This is a genomic window from Paenibacillus curdlanolyticus YK9 (genome assembly GCF_000179615.1).
GTDB classification, from domain to species: Bacteria; Bacillota; Bacilli; order Paenibacillales; family Paenibacillaceae; genus Paenibacillus_T; species Paenibacillus_T curdlanolyticus.
In genome coordinates this window covers 437,965-452,654 of the sequence record NZ_AEDD01000004.1, presented here as the reverse complement: position 1 = coordinate 452,654, position 14,690 = coordinate 437,965, and the positions used below count along the sequence as shown (strand labels likewise).

At 53.8% G+C, this 14,690-nt stretch carries 16 protein-coding genes; 14 read left to right on the top strand and 2 right to left on the bottom strand.

What is annotated here, in order from left to right; translation table 11 throughout:
* Nucleotides 1-77: 77 nt before the first annotated feature.
* Complete coding sequence (gene pssA, locus PAECUDRAFT_RS09965; RefSeq protein ID WP_006037994.1) at nucleotides 78-821, top strand: CDP-diacylglycerol--serine O-phosphatidyltransferase; 744 nt, start codon at nucleotides 78-80, stop codon at nucleotides 819-821.
* Nucleotides 822-924: 103 nt separating this feature from the next.
* Here pssA and PAECUDRAFT_RS09960 read toward each other — a convergent pair whose 3' ends face one another.
* Both PAECUDRAFT_RS09960 and PAECUDRAFT_RS09955 read right to left on the bottom strand, forming a co-directional pair.
* The gene (locus PAECUDRAFT_RS09960; RefSeq protein ID WP_006037993.1) at nucleotides 925-1,623 is read right to left on the bottom strand and encodes a metal-dependent hydrolase; all 699 of its coding nucleotides are present in this window, start codon (nucleotides 1,621-1,623) and stop codon (nucleotides 925-927) included.
* Nucleotides 1,624-1,682: 59 nt separating this feature from the next.
* On the bottom strand, nucleotides 1,683-2,855 hold the full coding sequence (locus PAECUDRAFT_RS09955) for an MFS transporter (protein ID WP_006037992.1): 1,173 nt from the start codon (nucleotides 2,853-2,855) through the stop codon (nucleotides 1,683-1,685).
* Between the two features lie 148 nt (nucleotides 2,856-3,003).
* On the opposite strand from PAECUDRAFT_RS09955, the gene PAECUDRAFT_RS09950 reads away from it, so the two are divergent.
* The 13 genes from PAECUDRAFT_RS09950 (at nucleotide 3,004) to leuC (ending at nucleotide 14,662) form a co-directional block, all read left to right on the top strand.
* A complete protein-coding gene (locus PAECUDRAFT_RS09950) occupies nucleotides 3,004-3,801 on the top strand; it encodes a PaaX family transcriptional regulator C-terminal domain-containing protein (RefSeq protein ID WP_006037991.1) in 798 nt (265 codons plus the stop codon).
* Nucleotides 3,802-4,032: 231 nt separating this feature from the next.
* On the top strand, nucleotides 4,033-4,296 hold the full coding sequence (locus PAECUDRAFT_RS09945; protein ID WP_456090119.1) for an acyl carrier protein: 264 nt from the start codon (nucleotides 4,033-4,035) through the stop codon (nucleotides 4,294-4,296).
* 39 nt (nucleotides 4,297-4,335) lie between these two features.
* A complete protein-coding gene (locus PAECUDRAFT_RS09940) occupies nucleotides 4,336-4,755 on the top strand; it encodes an acyl-CoA thioesterase (RefSeq protein WP_006037989.1) in 420 nt (139 codons plus the stop codon).
* Entirely contained in the window at nucleotides 4,752-5,918 is a 1,167-nt protein-coding gene (locus tag PAECUDRAFT_RS24585; protein ID WP_006037988.1) for a beta-ketoacyl-[acyl-carrier-protein] synthase family protein, read from the top strand. Before PAECUDRAFT_RS09940 ends, PAECUDRAFT_RS24585 begins: the two co-directional genes overlap by 4 nt.
* Nucleotides 5,915-7,045 carry an SDR family oxidoreductase gene (locus PAECUDRAFT_RS09930; RefSeq protein ID WP_006037987.1) on the top strand — a complete coding sequence of 377 codons (1,131 nt, stop codon included), beginning with the start codon at nucleotides 5,915-5,917 and terminating at the stop codon, nucleotides 7,043-7,045. Before PAECUDRAFT_RS24585 ends, PAECUDRAFT_RS09930 begins: the two co-directional genes overlap by 4 nt.
* Nucleotides 7,042-7,473, top strand: coding sequence for a hotdog family protein (locus PAECUDRAFT_RS09925; protein WP_006037986.1), 432 nt, complete (start codon nucleotides 7,042-7,044; stop codon nucleotides 7,471-7,473). The genes PAECUDRAFT_RS09930 and PAECUDRAFT_RS09925 overlap by 4 nt, the downstream gene beginning before the upstream one ends.
* Nucleotides 7,470-8,201: an SDR family NAD(P)-dependent oxidoreductase gene (locus PAECUDRAFT_RS09920; protein WP_006037985.1), complete on the top strand. Its 732-nt coding sequence runs from the start codon at nucleotides 7,470-7,472 to the stop codon at nucleotides 8,199-8,201. Before PAECUDRAFT_RS09925 ends, PAECUDRAFT_RS09920 begins: the two co-directional genes overlap by 4 nt.
* Nucleotides 8,202-8,245: 44 nt before the next feature.
* Nucleotides 8,246-9,052, top strand: coding sequence for an enoyl-ACP reductase FabI (locus PAECUDRAFT_RS09915; protein ID WP_006037984.1), 807 nt, complete (start codon nucleotides 8,246-8,248; stop codon nucleotides 9,050-9,052).
* A complete protein-coding gene (locus PAECUDRAFT_RS09910; RefSeq protein ID WP_006037983.1) occupies nucleotides 9,049-9,438 on the top strand; it encodes a hypothetical protein in 390 nt (129 codons plus the stop codon). Before PAECUDRAFT_RS09915 ends, PAECUDRAFT_RS09910 begins: the two co-directional genes overlap by 4 nt.
* Before the next feature lie 30 nt (nucleotides 9,439-9,468).
* Nucleotides 9,469-10,344 (top strand): hypothetical protein, encoded by an 876-nt coding sequence (locus PAECUDRAFT_RS09905; RefSeq protein ID WP_006037982.1) that lies wholly within the window; start codon nucleotides 9,469-9,471, stop codon nucleotides 10,342-10,344.
* On the top strand, nucleotides 10,341-11,798 hold the full coding sequence (locus PAECUDRAFT_RS09900; protein WP_006037981.1) for a class I adenylate-forming enzyme family protein: 1,458 nt from the start codon (nucleotides 10,341-10,343) through the stop codon (nucleotides 11,796-11,798). The genes PAECUDRAFT_RS09905 and PAECUDRAFT_RS09900 overlap by 4 nt, the downstream gene beginning before the upstream one ends.
* A gap of 13 nt (nucleotides 11,799-11,811) precedes the next feature.
* Nucleotides 11,812-13,101, top strand: coding sequence for an MFS transporter (locus PAECUDRAFT_RS09895; RefSeq protein ID WP_006037980.1), 1,290 nt, complete (start codon nucleotides 11,812-11,814; stop codon nucleotides 13,099-13,101).
* 136 nt (nucleotides 13,102-13,237) lie between these two features.
* Nucleotides 13,238-14,662, top strand: coding sequence for a 3-isopropylmalate dehydratase large subunit (leuC, locus tag PAECUDRAFT_RS09890; protein WP_006037979.1), 1,425 nt, complete (start codon nucleotides 13,238-13,240; stop codon nucleotides 14,660-14,662).
* Nucleotides 14,663-14,690 lie beyond the last annotated feature (28 nt).

Genomic DNA, 14,690 nt, shown 5'->3' with positions numbered 1-14,690 from the left:
CGTGTATGTTTCCATTGGAATAGTTCCATGTGTTCGCGAATCGATTTATTGGGCATAGTAGAGATGAGGTGGAACGGATGATCACAAAATCGATACCTAGCCTGTTTACAGTAGGCAATCTCTTTCTCGGTATAGTCGCCATCATTCTCGTGTTCAACGAGAAGCCCGAGTTGGCGGCCATGATGGTTATTATCGCCATGCTGTTAGACGGCGTGGATGGTCGGATAGCACGCGCGCTTAATGCGCAGAGCGAGTTCGGGAAAGAACTGGATTCGTTGTCGGACGTCATTTCGTTCGGCGTTGCACCGGCGTTCATTATGTATGTTGTTGCTTTTCAGGATTTAAATCAGGCGGCTGCTTGGATTGTAACTGCGCTGTTCCCGATCTGTGGCGCGCTTCGGCTGGCTCGCTTTAACGTCATATCCGGTATGCCAGGCTATTTTATCGGACTTCCAATCCCTGCTGCAGGCGGGGTACTGTCGACGCTGGCATTATTCAGTAAAGACATTTCCGTCGTTGTCCTGCTCATCAGCACGTTATTGCTTTCGTTCTTGATGGTAAGCACGGTGAAGTATCCGAATTTCAAAAAGTTCGGTATTCCGAAAAATGCAATTTGGGTTGTTCCTATTATCGTAGTCGTTGCTGTTGTGCTCGGCTATATGTTCCCTAAGCATCTGTCTAAAATCATTTTCGTACCTTTGCTGATCTATGCATTGTACGGCCTAAAAAAAAACGTTAGTGCCCTGGTGCGCAGGGCAAGCCGTAAAAACCGGCGGCGCGCGGCCGCAGAAGAAGCGGCAAAGTCGGAGCATAGCGCATAACGTGGTTTGCATTATCGCTCTTGTCATAGAAAAGACGTCCAATCCGATTATCGGATTGGACGTCTTTTTGTGTTATCTGCTAATGTGCGTATCAAGCGAGCGGTTAGGCTGTAACGGTGGAAGTATCCAACGATTGGCCGGGGCTAAGCACTTGAGCTGCCAGCCCTTTGCGCTCCATTTGCTCTGCCCATACAGATGAGTCTACCGCGATAAGCGGGAACGTATTGAAGTGCATCGGAATCGTAACGCTCGGTTTCAGCCAGCTTGCTGCAATAACAGCGTCCTCGATTCCCATCGTGAAGTTGTCGCCGATTGGCAAACATGCTACGTCGATGGCAGACGTTTCAGCGATCAGCTTCATGTCGGAGAACAGAGCCGTATCGCCTGCATGGTACAAGGTTTTGCCGCCCATCGTAACGAGCAGTCCGGCAGCAACGCCGCCGTAAATGAACCCATTTTCCGTTTCGATCCCTGTGCTATGCCATGCTGGCGTGAATTTGACACGGCCCCATGGGAAGTTAAACGCGCCGCCGATGCCCATCGGGTGAATAGCTGCGCCTTGTTTAGCCAGATGGAGCGCGAGCTCGTAGGTCGTGACGATCGGGCAATTGTTGTTCTTAGCGATGCTTACCGCGTCGAGCGTGTGGTCCGCGTGGCCATGCGTAATGAGAACGGCATCGACTTTAAGCTCTTCCGGCTTAACGGTTGCTTCAGGATTGCCGGACAGGAACGGATCGATTACTACGCTTTTGCCATCAGCCTCTACCAAAAAACACGAGTGTCCCAAGAAAGTCACTTTCATTACAAATCCCTCCAATAGTTTAGTTTGATTATATAGGTGAAGCTGGTTCTGTTACAACATTATTGCATCTGTTCCGCGGCAGCCGCCGGCATGGATGAACGGGCGAGATAAAGCCTGTAGCCACCTGCGACAAGAACGACGTAAATAACGGCCAGAATCAGCATTAACCACTGAAAACCGATAGATTCAATCGCGAATCCGCCTGCGATCAGGAGGAGCGCGTTCCACAATCCGAAAGACCGTTCCATCGAGGAGAGCAGTGCGGTGCGCTGCATCGGGGTCATATCAGACATGTTCAAATTACTAAGTGTAAGCGGCCTTACGCCGCCTGATGCAAGGCCGAGTACGGCCAAGGCCGCAATGCCGAGCACGAGATAGCTGCTAATGCCGAACAGCACGAGGGAGGCGACGCATAGCAGGGTGGAAATCGTTGCGATTCGTATAAAACCATAGCGTGTGCCGGCACGAACGATAAAGCGTGCTGCTATGAAGCCTAATAGGGTGAACAGGCTAAGGACCAATCCGAATACTTTCAGATCGACATGCACGTTCACGAAGAAGTAATAAGGGAGAAACCCGACGAAGGTTGCCATTGCAAACGCGCGGGTGACGGCATAATAAAGCTTCCAGAACTTTTGCGTGGAAGTTTCATTCGTTTTCTCAGCCTGAGCTGCAGATGGACTCGTGCGTGTAGGCGCAGGCTCTCGAATGAACAGCACAGCCGTAATCGCGATAGCATTGGCGGCAATCGAGCACCAGAACGCATACTCGTGTGAATAGTTGAAAATGATGCTGCCGACAACGCCCGAAAGCAGGAAGGAGGCGAACGTATAGCTGCTCGAACCGGATTCCGCTTTCTTATAGGCTTGCGGGTCGGTTACGATGGCACGCAATAAGCTTGAATCGGTACCTTGGGCTAAGCTGTATCCGAGTCCCGATAAAACCTGGCCGACGATTAAGATGCCGATATGCTCGTTGGCGATAAGAGCCACTAGCCCGCCGGCTTTAATCAATTCGCCCAGTGCAATTACATATTTATGCGGCAGGCGGGCAAGCATGACTGCATTCAGCTTGGAAGTTAGCAGCAGCACGATGGCGTACACCCCAAGCAGCAGCTCGATTTCCCATACAGGCAAATCAAGGGTGAAAAAGTAAACAAATAGCACCGATAAATGGAAGTACATGCGAGAGACGATTCGGTACACGTAAAACAGTCTTGCGTTCAGTGACATCGGACTCAACTCCTTTAACACATTATATACTCAACAACTCAACATTGCGTCTGAATATAGATTATAATTTTAAGCTTGGAACTGTCAACCAAAATGTGTTATAATTTTTTTAAGATGGTTAACAATCAATGGAAAGGAGGTGCTCAAAATGATATCGGTTGAGAAGCAAATTCTCTATCTGCTGTCCCGAACGGCTGAGATGTCGGTCCAAGAGCTGCTTCGGATTTACCAGCGCCGCGACTATACATCGCAATCGATTCGGAACGCGTTGTTCAACTTGAAGAAGGAAGGCTACGTAGACTCGCCAACCCGTTCGTATTACAGCATATTGCCGCGAGGCCACGAGTTTATACGGTCAATCAATCAGAAACCAAGCTTCTATAACAAGGAATGGGATGGCAGTTGGTATGTATTGCTGTTCGAGATTCCAGAGAAGGATCGCCAGGTTCGCAACCAACTGCGGACGCAAATCCGTCAGATTGGCTTTGGAAGCTTGTATCACAGCGTATATGTATCGCCATGGGATTATACGTCCGAGGTAGACCAGCTATCGTCAAAGCTGCAGATGGACGGGCGATTGTCGCTCCTGAAAGGGAAATTCGTGATGGGCGATATGATTTCGGAGCGCGTGAAGGAAATATGGCCGCTTGATGAAATCAATGAGGTCTACGTTGCGAAGCGCCAATGGTTCCGTAATGAATTTATCCCTTCAGCAGAGCCGTTGAATACGAAATCGGATGAAGAGCTATTCGTTTATTTCTTGACGCTGGGCGAGCTGATCGCCGAGCTAAGCCTGACAGACCCTATGCTGCCTAAGCAGCTGCTTCCCGAGGATTGGGAAGGGGATAAAGTATTTGCGGAGCTTCAGCAGTATTTATTGCGGCTTAGCGTCCATATCTCGCCCTCTTCGTACTACCATAGCTTTGTTGACCATTCATTCTTCTAGGCATAGGCGGTCTGCCGATAGGTTCGCTATTATACGAAAGAAGCTCCAGCGATTTAGCTGGAGCTTCTTTTTGTTTTCGGCCGGGCAGATTGGACAGAATGTGAGGTCGGCATTAATATTTATTTTACAAACCGCATTTTCTCAAAATAGACTTGACATCATTTTACAACGAATATAATATTAATCTCAACGAACGCACGAGATAACATAATAAAAAACATTGGGAGGTAGATGATGATGAACCGTATTGAAATGGAGAAAGCGTTGAAGCAATTTTTGGTGTCCGAGCTGTTGGTAGAGGTGCCTGTCGATGAGATTCGCACAGACATGGGTCTTGCAAGCGAGCTGTCCGTTGATTCCCTGGGCTTCACGGAGCTAATGGCGCACTTGGAGGATATGTACGATATCAAAATTTCGGATGAAGAGTTCGTACCGGACAACTTCCGCTGCTTGGATACGGTAATTGCTTTAGTTGAACAGAAGCTCGCAGCGTGATGAACGCCGACCAATCCATTGAATAGAGGGGGACTTGTTATGTTTGCCATCGAGCGGAGGGTGTCGCCAGAAGAGGTCGATATATTTCGTGTCGTGCACTTCTCGAATTATTTGAAATGGTGCAGCGCGGCAATGACCGAGATGTTCCATAGGCTCGATGTCGGCATCGGATCGTTCGACGGCGATACCGTCGAAATTCGGGTCGGCAAGCTGCAAATGGTATATATCCGTTCTGTGCGGCTGAATGATGTTGCAACGATTAAGATTAGCCAGATTGTAGTGAAGAGCAATCGGATGGAGCTGTCGATGTCGGTGTCTGTGGGCGAGAACGTCTGTGCAAGAGGCCGGTTGACGGTTGCGTTCGTCGAAGCGGCGACGGGTGCAATCACTCGCTGCCCGGAAGAGCTGTCCGATAAACTGTCAGCTTGGAACCTTCAACAGGAGGCGGGTGTGGTATGACGATAGAAGGCTTACCGGTCGTTACCGGAATGGGAATGCTGTCGAGCTTAGGGGGCGATGCGGCTGCGAACTGGGACAATCTGTGCGCGGGGCAACGAGGGTTTCGCCCCGTTACGTTGTTCGATACGGCCAAATTTCGCAGTCCGCTCGGCGGCGAAGTAGAGGGAGAATACCCTCGCACAGGCAAGGAACGGATGGCGGCATTCGGCAGGCAGGCCTTAATTGAAGCGCTGCAATCGGCAGGCTTGTCGGCGGACGAGCTGGATATGAATAAAACAGCCATTGTGGTAGGGACGAGCTTGGGCCATTTATTCGAAAATGAAGAAGGGGCAGTGCCGCTTGATGAGTTCATGCCGATCATGCTGAAAGCGGCGGGGCTGCAAGTCCCATATTTCACGCTATCGACGGCTTGCTCATCGGGCAGCGATTCCGTCGCGATCGGAATGGATCTTATTGCATTCATGCAGTACGACGTCGTGTTGTGCGGCGGCATTGATGTGTTGGACAAGTACAAAATGAGCGGGCACTCCAGCCTGCAGACGCAATCGCCGACCGCATGCACGCCGTTTTCCATTCATACGGATGGGACGACGCTAGGAGAAGGCGCGGCCTTTCTGGTGCTGGAATCTGGTTCGCATGCTCAGCGAAGGGGGGCGCGCCCGCTTGCGCGGGCCGCCGGTCGAAGCTCGACGACGGACACGCAGTCGGTAACAGCGCCGGACGAGACGGGAGGCGGCGCGATTCGAGCGATTCGCCAAGCGTTAGCGCAGAGCGATTATGAGCCGGATCAAGTAGCCTATGTGAATGCGCACGGTTCAGGAACGCCGACGAATGATGCGATGGAAGCAGTCGTGTATGATGCGTTGTTCAAAAATGAGTTTATACCGGTGTCGTCAACGAAGGCGGCGGTCGGCCACACGCTAGGGGCAACCGGTACGTTAGAAGCTGTCGTTACCGTTCAGGCGCTGCTTCATCATGAAGCTCCGCCGACGGCCGGGCTCGACGAGGTGGCTGCCGCATGGAGCGGCGCCAATACGGTGAAGGGCGAAGCGGCGGCGATTCGCAGCGGCGGCCCAACCCTTAGCGTAACCTATGGATTCGGCGGCGCGAATACTTGCCTTGTATTTGACGCATTTCGTCCGCAGGAAGAGGAATCCGTATGACAGCACAAACACGCGTTAGAACGATCGTGCTGACCGGCGCCTCTGGCTTTATCGGCAGTGCACTTGCAGCGAAATTAATTGCCGCGGAGCCTGACGATCATTATGTGATGTTGTCCCGCCACGATGCGGATGGGGCGAAAACGCGCGAGGCAATCGCTTCGGCGCTTCGGCAGGAAGGAGCAGACCCAGTATTGGCGGACGCCATTGCAGTGGTTCCTTATCCCGAAACGTTACCAGGAGGCGGATTGCGCAAGCTGGAAGGACTGCATGCGGATGAGCTGTGGCATGTGGCAGCTCACATGAGCTATGAACCAGCCGAACTGCCCCAGTCGATTCAAGTGAATGCGGTGGAATCGGCAGCGCTGCAGCATGTATTTGAATCCGTCGGCCGATATTATTATATTTCGACCACTGGCGTCGCAGGACTGGGACATGCAGATGTCGATGGCGTAGTCCCGGAGCAGCTATTAGTTAACTATGAGGCTGTTAATCCGTACACGGTATCGAAGGTGCTTGCGGAATATATGCTATGGAAACAATCGGAGCAGACGGGCGTTCCGCTCACGATTTTGAGGCCGGGGAGCGTGATTGGACATAGCGTAACTGGCTGGGCGGGTCGATCCCGATACGGCTATTACTCTTACTTGCATGTACTGAAAAAGTTTATTCGCAAATCGATAACATTCGAGCTTGATGTTGACCCCCACCGAACTTTTCCTGTCATTCACATCGATCATTTTACCTCCTTATGCGACAGGCTGCGAAGCCGAACAGCGGCTATGCCTGATCAAGAGATTTACCACGCCATCAACCAAAACCTCATGACTGCAGCACAGCATTTTCAACTCTTCGAACAAGTGTCCGGCGGTGCGCTTCGCATTGGCTTCGGGCCGGGAACCATCGGATTCAACATAACCTATAACAAAATGAATGCAGATAACAATCGATTTATGGGCGTCTATTGGACGTATGCGATGGACCGACTCGCGGAGCAGCTTGGCGAAGACGGGCTGCCTCCGGCATTAAGCGGGCAGAGCTTAACCGCTGTATTTCAAGGCTACCTGAACGAGGGTGCCCAGGCGGCTGAAGCGGCAGCTGCACGAGAGGCACAGGGGGCGGATGTATGATGATCCGCGACTATCCGATCGATCGCGAGCTGTCCTATGAGGCGGGCCATGGCTGCACGGCGCTCAAGTTTTTACCATACAACGAGCCTATTTTTGAAGAGCATTTTCCGGAGCGAAGCGTGTACCCGGGATCTATGATCATGAATTCGGTATTAGCGGCAGCTGATGCTTATTTGTCGCGGGCAAAAACAGGCGTACTCGAGGCAGAAAGCTGCTGTGCAGTCCCGGCTTGGGTCAAATATCGCAAAGCGGCCGAGCCGGGCGAGCTGCTTCGCATCGAGGTGACGGAGGCGAAGCCTGCATCGACGGGTGAAGGGGAGAGCCTGACCTTCCGGGTCGATGAGTTTTTCGGGGGGGCGCTGCTCTGCCACGGTACATTGCAGGTGAGCAAGCGATTAGTCGAAGGTAAGGATGTGAGCGTGTTATGAATAAGCGGGCAATTGTGACGGGCGCTACGCGGGGAATTGGACGCATGATCGCAGTCCGATTAATCGAGCTGGGTTACTTCGTTGAATTTACGTTCATTCGTTCCTTCGAGGAAGCCGAGCGGTTGGAGCAAGAATACCCTGGCAAGTGCAGAGGGGCGCAAGTGGATTGCCGTTCGCAAGAGCAGATTGATCGTTATGTGCAGCGAATTGTAGAAGATGGCGACTCACCCGTTACGGTGCTGATCAACAACGCGGGCATCACCTACGATGCGCTCGTGAAAGAAGGCGTCTGGGAAGATTTTGAGGAAACGATCGCAACGAATTTAGGAGGACCATTTCACTTTTGCCACGCGTTGATCCCGCATCTGATTCGGGCGCGGAGAGGCGACATTATTATGATTTCCTCTCTGGCCTCTGACAATGTTCGCATCGGCAACGCCTTCTACGGCACTACGAAAGCAGCATTGAACCGCCTAAGCGAGACGCTGGCAGCCGAGCTGGCAAGATTGAATGTGGCCGTGAATATCATTTCCCCGGGTTATGTGGAAACGGAGCTGATCGGAGATAAGCTGACGGATGATAAGCGGCGCGAGCTGCTGCGGGAAATCCCGCTCCGGAGGTTTACGACAGCTGATGAGGTTGCGGATGGGGTGGAATTTTTGCTCGGACGGAAGCCGCTGTTGATTGGCGCGAACCTGCCGCTGGGCGGAGGCGGACATTTGCGATAAAGCATGGGGATATCCCTGCACGAAAGAGAAACAAGGAGGAAACGATGATGAGAAAGCTGCTTGAAGGCAAGAAAGGGATTGTAACAGGGGTCGTAAACCATCGCTCGATCGCATGGGAGATCGCAAGGCACTTGGCCGAGGAGGGGGCCGAAATCGGGTTTACATATCGCCGCGAGCGCAAATGGGTCGAAAAGCTGGCAGGCTCGATCGGCGCTGATTTTATCGAGCCATGCGACGTGCAGGATGATCAACAAATCCGGCAGGTATGCGACAAGTTCGCAGAGCGGTTTGGCGGGATCGATTTTATTGTGCATGCGGCAGCTTATGCTGACGGTGAAGAGCTGCAAGCGGGCGTTATCAATACGAGCCGGGACGGGTTTCTCCGCACGCTCGACGTGACCGCTTATTCCATCGTACCTTTTTGCCACTATGCACGGCCTTATTTCCGCCCGGGCGCATCCGTATTAGCGTTGTCCTATCTCGGATCGAATCGGGTATGCGCGGGCTATAATGTGCTCGGCATTGCCAAATCAGCACTGGAAACGACATGCAAATATTTGGCAGCGGACCTGGGTCCGGAGCAAGTTCGCGTTAACGTCATTTCGGCCGGGCCGATTCGGACGCTGGCTGCGTTCGGGCTGCCGAATTTCAAGGAAATGGTCGAGAAGCGCGCGAATCAGAGCCCGCTGCGCCGCAACGTAACTCAGGAAGACGTAGCGAAGGCTGCGCTTTACCTGATGAGCGATTTGGCCAGCGGTACGACAGGCGAGGTCATGTATGTGGATGCCGGCTACAACATTATGGGGACTTGGGCGGATTCCGAAGTCGGATCGGCGATGGTGCAGGGATGAACTACTTGAAGCTATGCGGCGCCATCGCGCATAACGGACAGCGATATGATGCCCCTTTTCAACCGGATGTGTACCCGCATGACCGCAAGGCGACAAGCGTGCGCAAGGCGCTTCCGCTTTATTTGATCATAGAAGCGCTGGCCCAGATTGGCTGTCGGTCCGCTGCGGAAGCGCTGCATACGACGGCGCGCATCATTCCGGTCCAGCTCCGGAACTTCAGAATGGAGAAGGAAGTTGCGCAGGGCGATGGGCCGTATCGATTGCAAGCGGCTCTGAAGGAGAACGGGAGGCAAATTGCACTGGATACGTTATTAATCGATTCACGTGGGAATACGGCTGTGTCCGCTGAGCTATGGGTTAGCGTCATGGCAGCGAGCGGCGCCTAATCCAATGATCCAACAAGGGGAGTGAAAACAATGAACCACAAAGTGATGATCGACGGTCAAGTGCTTGTATCGATGCGCGGCTTCGGGATGGCGTCCTGCTCGGAAGAGCAGCGGCACAACCCGCATGCTCCCGACATTTTGCGGCCGCAGGCGCTGCGCGGGCAGACACCCAAGCTCGACCCGGCGACGGCTCTGGCTGCATCCGCCGCAATCCGGCTTCGGATGGAGATAGCGAGCGGTGTCGCCGGCGAACGAATCGGCATCGTTTTGGCATCGCGGTACGGCAATCGCCATCTTGCATCGCAATTCGCGGGGAAGGTTCGCCGAGGGCAATCCTCGCCTTCGCTCTATGCGGCATCCGGCTATAACATCTGTGCTGGCTTAGCCGCTTTAGCGGCAGGGACGAATGGCCCTACGCTAGTATTGGCGGGCAACGGCTCGAATTTGGCGGATGTGCTGATGACGTCTTCGTTCTATTTGCAGCGGGGCGATGCGGATGTGATGTTCGCGGGGGTGACGGAGACGACCGCGGATGGCAATGAAGGCTTATGCGTGCTGTTCGCCTTATCTCGGGAGGGCAGCTTCTCGCATCCAGCGGAAGCTGCTGTCGGCCAATACGTGATCGAGCGCGCTCGATTGAACGGAAGTAACGGCGATGCCGCGGGGGCTGCAAGAGGCGAAGCGCCGGAACGGCAGGCGACGGCGGCAGCTCTCGGCGAAGAGCTTGCTCAGTTGCAGGAAGCGGTCCTTGCCTATGCGCAGCTATCAGGCGACGGGTGGACTTCGCAGCTTCAGCATGCTGCAGGCCAATCTGGCCATCAAGGCGCTCCGAGCGGCGAGCTGCTCCGCTGTGTCGGATCGCTCGGTCAGACGGCTGTCATTGGAAGAAGGGAGCGATCGCAATGATACCTATAGGAACGGCTAGGCCCCAAGGCGCGTTCGCGGATTGGCTGGAGCAGCTCCGGGGCAACCAGCAGCAGTACCTGCTGGACCATTCGGTTACTCCGTTTATTATGCGCACCTATAGCGATTTGGTTAGGGATATCGAGGCGGCAGCTGAGCAATGGATGCAAGCGGGGATAGGTCCCGGCCATGCGGTCATCCTGTCATTGCCAAGCGGGCTGCAGCTGCTTACACAGTTGTTCGCGGTGCTGCGGACAGGCGCAACTCCGCTGCCATTAACCCCGCAGATTGCACCGGAATCGCTGGATCACTTGATTGAATTGGCGAATCCCGCAGCTGTTGTCGTCGCTTCGCCTCGTCCGGACTCGCTGCTGGAGCGAGAGGGCATCGTGCACCCGCACAAAGCATTTGGCTTGAAAGGGCGGGCCCGGCTCTATATACGCCCGGCTGCGCCTTGCCGGGAGCAGCTGCATCATTGCTTGATGCTATCGACATCAGGAAGTACGGGCATGCCGAAAATCGTCGTGCACCGCGTGGAGAATGTGTTCGTCAATGCTGCCGCGCATATGAAGGCGATCGAGGAGCAGCCTGGCGGGAATTATACGGCCACATTGCCGGTGTTTTATTCCTACGGGCTAGTAGCGGGCATTATCGGATCGCTGCTGATGGAGAAAAATATTTATTTCCCCGAACAGCCGTTCTATCCGGGCGAATGGCTCAAATCATGCGAGCATAACGACATTACGCTGGCATCCGTAACCCCGTCGCTGCTGAAGCGGATCGTTGCGATGAATAAGCCGTTTCCTCGGACGCTTCGCAAACTGACCATTGGGGGCGACCATGCGGATGATGGGGATATTCGCAAGCTGCGGGAGCTGTACAGCGGGGACATTTATCTAACCTACGGGTTGTCTGAAGCAGGCCCTCGCGTGCTGACGAACAAGCTGAGCAGGGACGAACGGGGCTGGAGCTTGATGGGGGAGCCGCTGTCCGGCGTTGAGATTCGAGTGGATGGCAAGTGCCAGGAGCAAGGGGGGCAGGTTGGCGAGCTGCTTGTAAAAACGGCTACGCGCATGCTGGGCTATTGGGAGGACGGCCGCTTCCAGCAGGGAGATTTTGAGGGCGAGTGGCTGCGTACAGGGGATATCGTCTCTCTTGATAATGGCGGCCTGCAGTTCATGGAGCGGCGCAAAAATATGCTCATTACAGGCGGCGAGAAGCTCTATCCGGGCATTATCCGTAAAGTGCTGCTGGCACATCCAGGCGTCGTCGAAGCCAAAGTGAGCGGCGTTGTGGACGAGAAGCAAGGGTTCGTGCCGGAGGCTGTTATTCAACTTCAGGAAGAGACAGCAGCCACAATTGAAGAGCTGGAAAGCTGGTGCAAGAAGCGTCTCCGCTTGGCAGAGGTGCCGCGATCATTCCGAATCGTTCCGTACTTGGAATCTACCAAAAAATAATGGAGGGACAATCATGTCTCAGCGTTGGTTGCGTATTATTCCTGTTGCATTCGTGATGTACTTATTAGCTTATATGGATCGGATTAATGTCAGTGTCGTGCTGCCTTATATGAAAGAAGATTTGAATCTAACGAGCGCGCAAGCGGCAAACCTGAGCGGCGTCTTTTTCTTCGGGTATGTCATTATGCAAATTCCCGGCGGCATTCTGGCGACCAAGTGGTCGGCTAGAAAGTTCATTTTTATTATGATGATCGTTTGGGGAATCTTCGCCACGCTCAGCGGCTTCGCGCAGACCAGCCAGCAGTTTATGGTGGCGCGATTCTTATTAGGCGTAGCTGAAGGCGGCGTTATGCCGTCGATGATTATCTTGCTCTCTTCCTGGTTCACGACACGCGAACGGGCGCGCGCCAATGCGTTCTGGTTAATGTGCTTGCCGGTATCGGCCGTCATTATGGGGCCATTATCCGGCGTGCTGCTGCATTACTATGATTGGCACGCGGTGCTCATTATTGAGGGGCTCTTCCCGGTCGCATGGGCATTCGTATGGTTGACGGTTATTCGTGATCGCCCTTCCAAGGCTGCCTGGATGAACGAAGCGGATCGTGCACTGCTTAGCACGCAGCTTGAGAGAGAACAGGTTGTGGAGCACAAGTATACGGGCGGCGCCGCGGCATTGAAGAATCCAACGGCGTGGGCAATGGTCGGCATGTATTTCTTTTTCATCACCGGATTTTACGGCTATACGATGTGGGTGCCGAGCGTAATTAAACAATTCGCAAACGACTCCGTGACGATGGGGTGGCTCACTGCAATTCCATTCGCATGTGCGCTAGTAGGCATGGCTGTTAATGCGTATTGGTCGGACAAAAGGATGAAGCGGGTGCCACATGTTGTCATTCCGTTTCTCATTGCCGCAGCGGCGATGCTGGCAGGCCAATGGGTGCATTCTCCTGTCGGCCTTATGATTCTGCTGTGCATTACAGCGATCGGCGTGTATTCTCCGTATGGCGCGTTGTGGGCAATTCCAACGACCGTATTGCCAGCTGCTATCGTCGGTGTAGCCGTTGGTTTGCAAAATGCGCTGGGCAGTCTGGGTGGGTATTTGGGCCCGCTTGTTGTAGGTAAAGTGAAGGACGCAACTGGCAGCTACCAGCTTGGATTTATTATCTTGTCAGGCTCGCTAATATGCGCCGCTATAATGATGCTGGTCGTTGTTCGAACGTCTCGCCGGGCGAATGAGCGACGGGCAATGGAGCAATCGAAGGCAGTTGTGTCGTCCGTGCCTAAAGTCATATCCAATTAAATAGTAGGCGCTTATAGTTTCAGACTATAAAGAAATAGGTAGCAAATATTGGTTAAAAAGGATTTTCGGTGATAGCTTAGAGGTAAGCAGCAGACGTTGATCGCAGCAAGGGCAAACGAGAGGAGAGGCATTCGGGATGAGTAAAACGATGTTTCAGAAAATTTGGGAAAGTCACGTTGTAAACGAGGAGGAGGGCCAGCCGAGCCTGATGTACATTGATTTGCACTTGGTCCATGAAGTAACTTCCGCGCAAGCATTTGAGGGCCTTCGGCTTGCAGGCAGAAAGGTTAGGCGGCCTGAACGGACTTTTGCAACGGTGGACCATATTATCCCTACCCGCAACCCGCACATCGTCGAAGATGCAACGGCACTCGCGCAAATGAGGGCAATCGAGCGGAACTGCGCAGAGACTGGCGTGACGCTGTTCGGCTTAGGCGATCCCGATCAAGGCGTTGTCCACGTCACAGTGCCGGAACTTGGACTGACGAAGCCGGGACAACTGATCGTTTGCGGCGATAGCCACACTTCGACGCATGGCGCATTCGGCTCAATCGCGTTTGGCATCGGTACGAGTGAAGTGGAGCATGTGCTTGCAACGCAATGCCTTCGCCAAGCAAAGCCGAAGACGATGGAGGTAGCAATTAAAGGCCAACTTCCTATCGGCGTAACGGCCAAAGATTTGATCCTTGCGATTATCGGAAAATACGGCACGGACTTCGCTACGGGACACGTCATTGAATACAGAGGCGAAGCGATTGTAGGCATGACGATGGAGCAGCGGATGACGGTGTGCAACATGTCGATTGAAGCGGGAGCGCGAGCAGGCATGATTGCTCCGGACGATACAACCTTCGAGTATTTGCGCGGCCGCCAGTATGTTCCGCAAGGAGCAGCTTTCGATCAAGCGGCTGAACAATGGAGAAGCCTGCGCACGGATGAAGGCGCAGCGTTTGATGCGCGCATTGAATTTGACGCTTCCTCGCTCGTACCGCAAGTAACCTGGGGCACAAGCCCGGGAATGGGCGCGCCGATAACGGGCCTCGTGCCGAATCCGGAAAGCTTCGAAACCGACAATAAACGTAAGGCGGCCGAGAAAGCAATTGAGTATATGGGCATTGCGCCGGGCACGCCATTAACGGAAATTAGCATTGACCGCGTGTTCATCGGGTCGTGCACGAATGGGCGTATCGAAGATCTGCGCGCAGCAGCCAGCATCGTCAAAGGGCGGAAGGTTTCCGATCGCGTACAGGCGATGGTTGTGCCGGGCTCGACGAAAATCAAATGGCAGGCTGAGCGGGAAGGATTGGACCTCATCTTTACGGAAGCAGGCTTCGAATGGCGGGACTCCGGCTGCAGCATGTGCTTGGCGATGAACCCCGATTTCCTGGATCCGGGCGAGCGCTGCGCATCAACGTCCAACCGTAACTTTGAAGGCCGTCAAGGGCGTGGCGGCAGAACGCATCTGGTATCGCCGGAGATGGCTGCAGCGGCTGCAATCGCAGGGCATTTCGTCGATGTGCGGGACTGGGAACGCAGTGAGTTAACAGGCGCAACGGCATAACTACAAATCTGTAAGGAGTTGATCATAT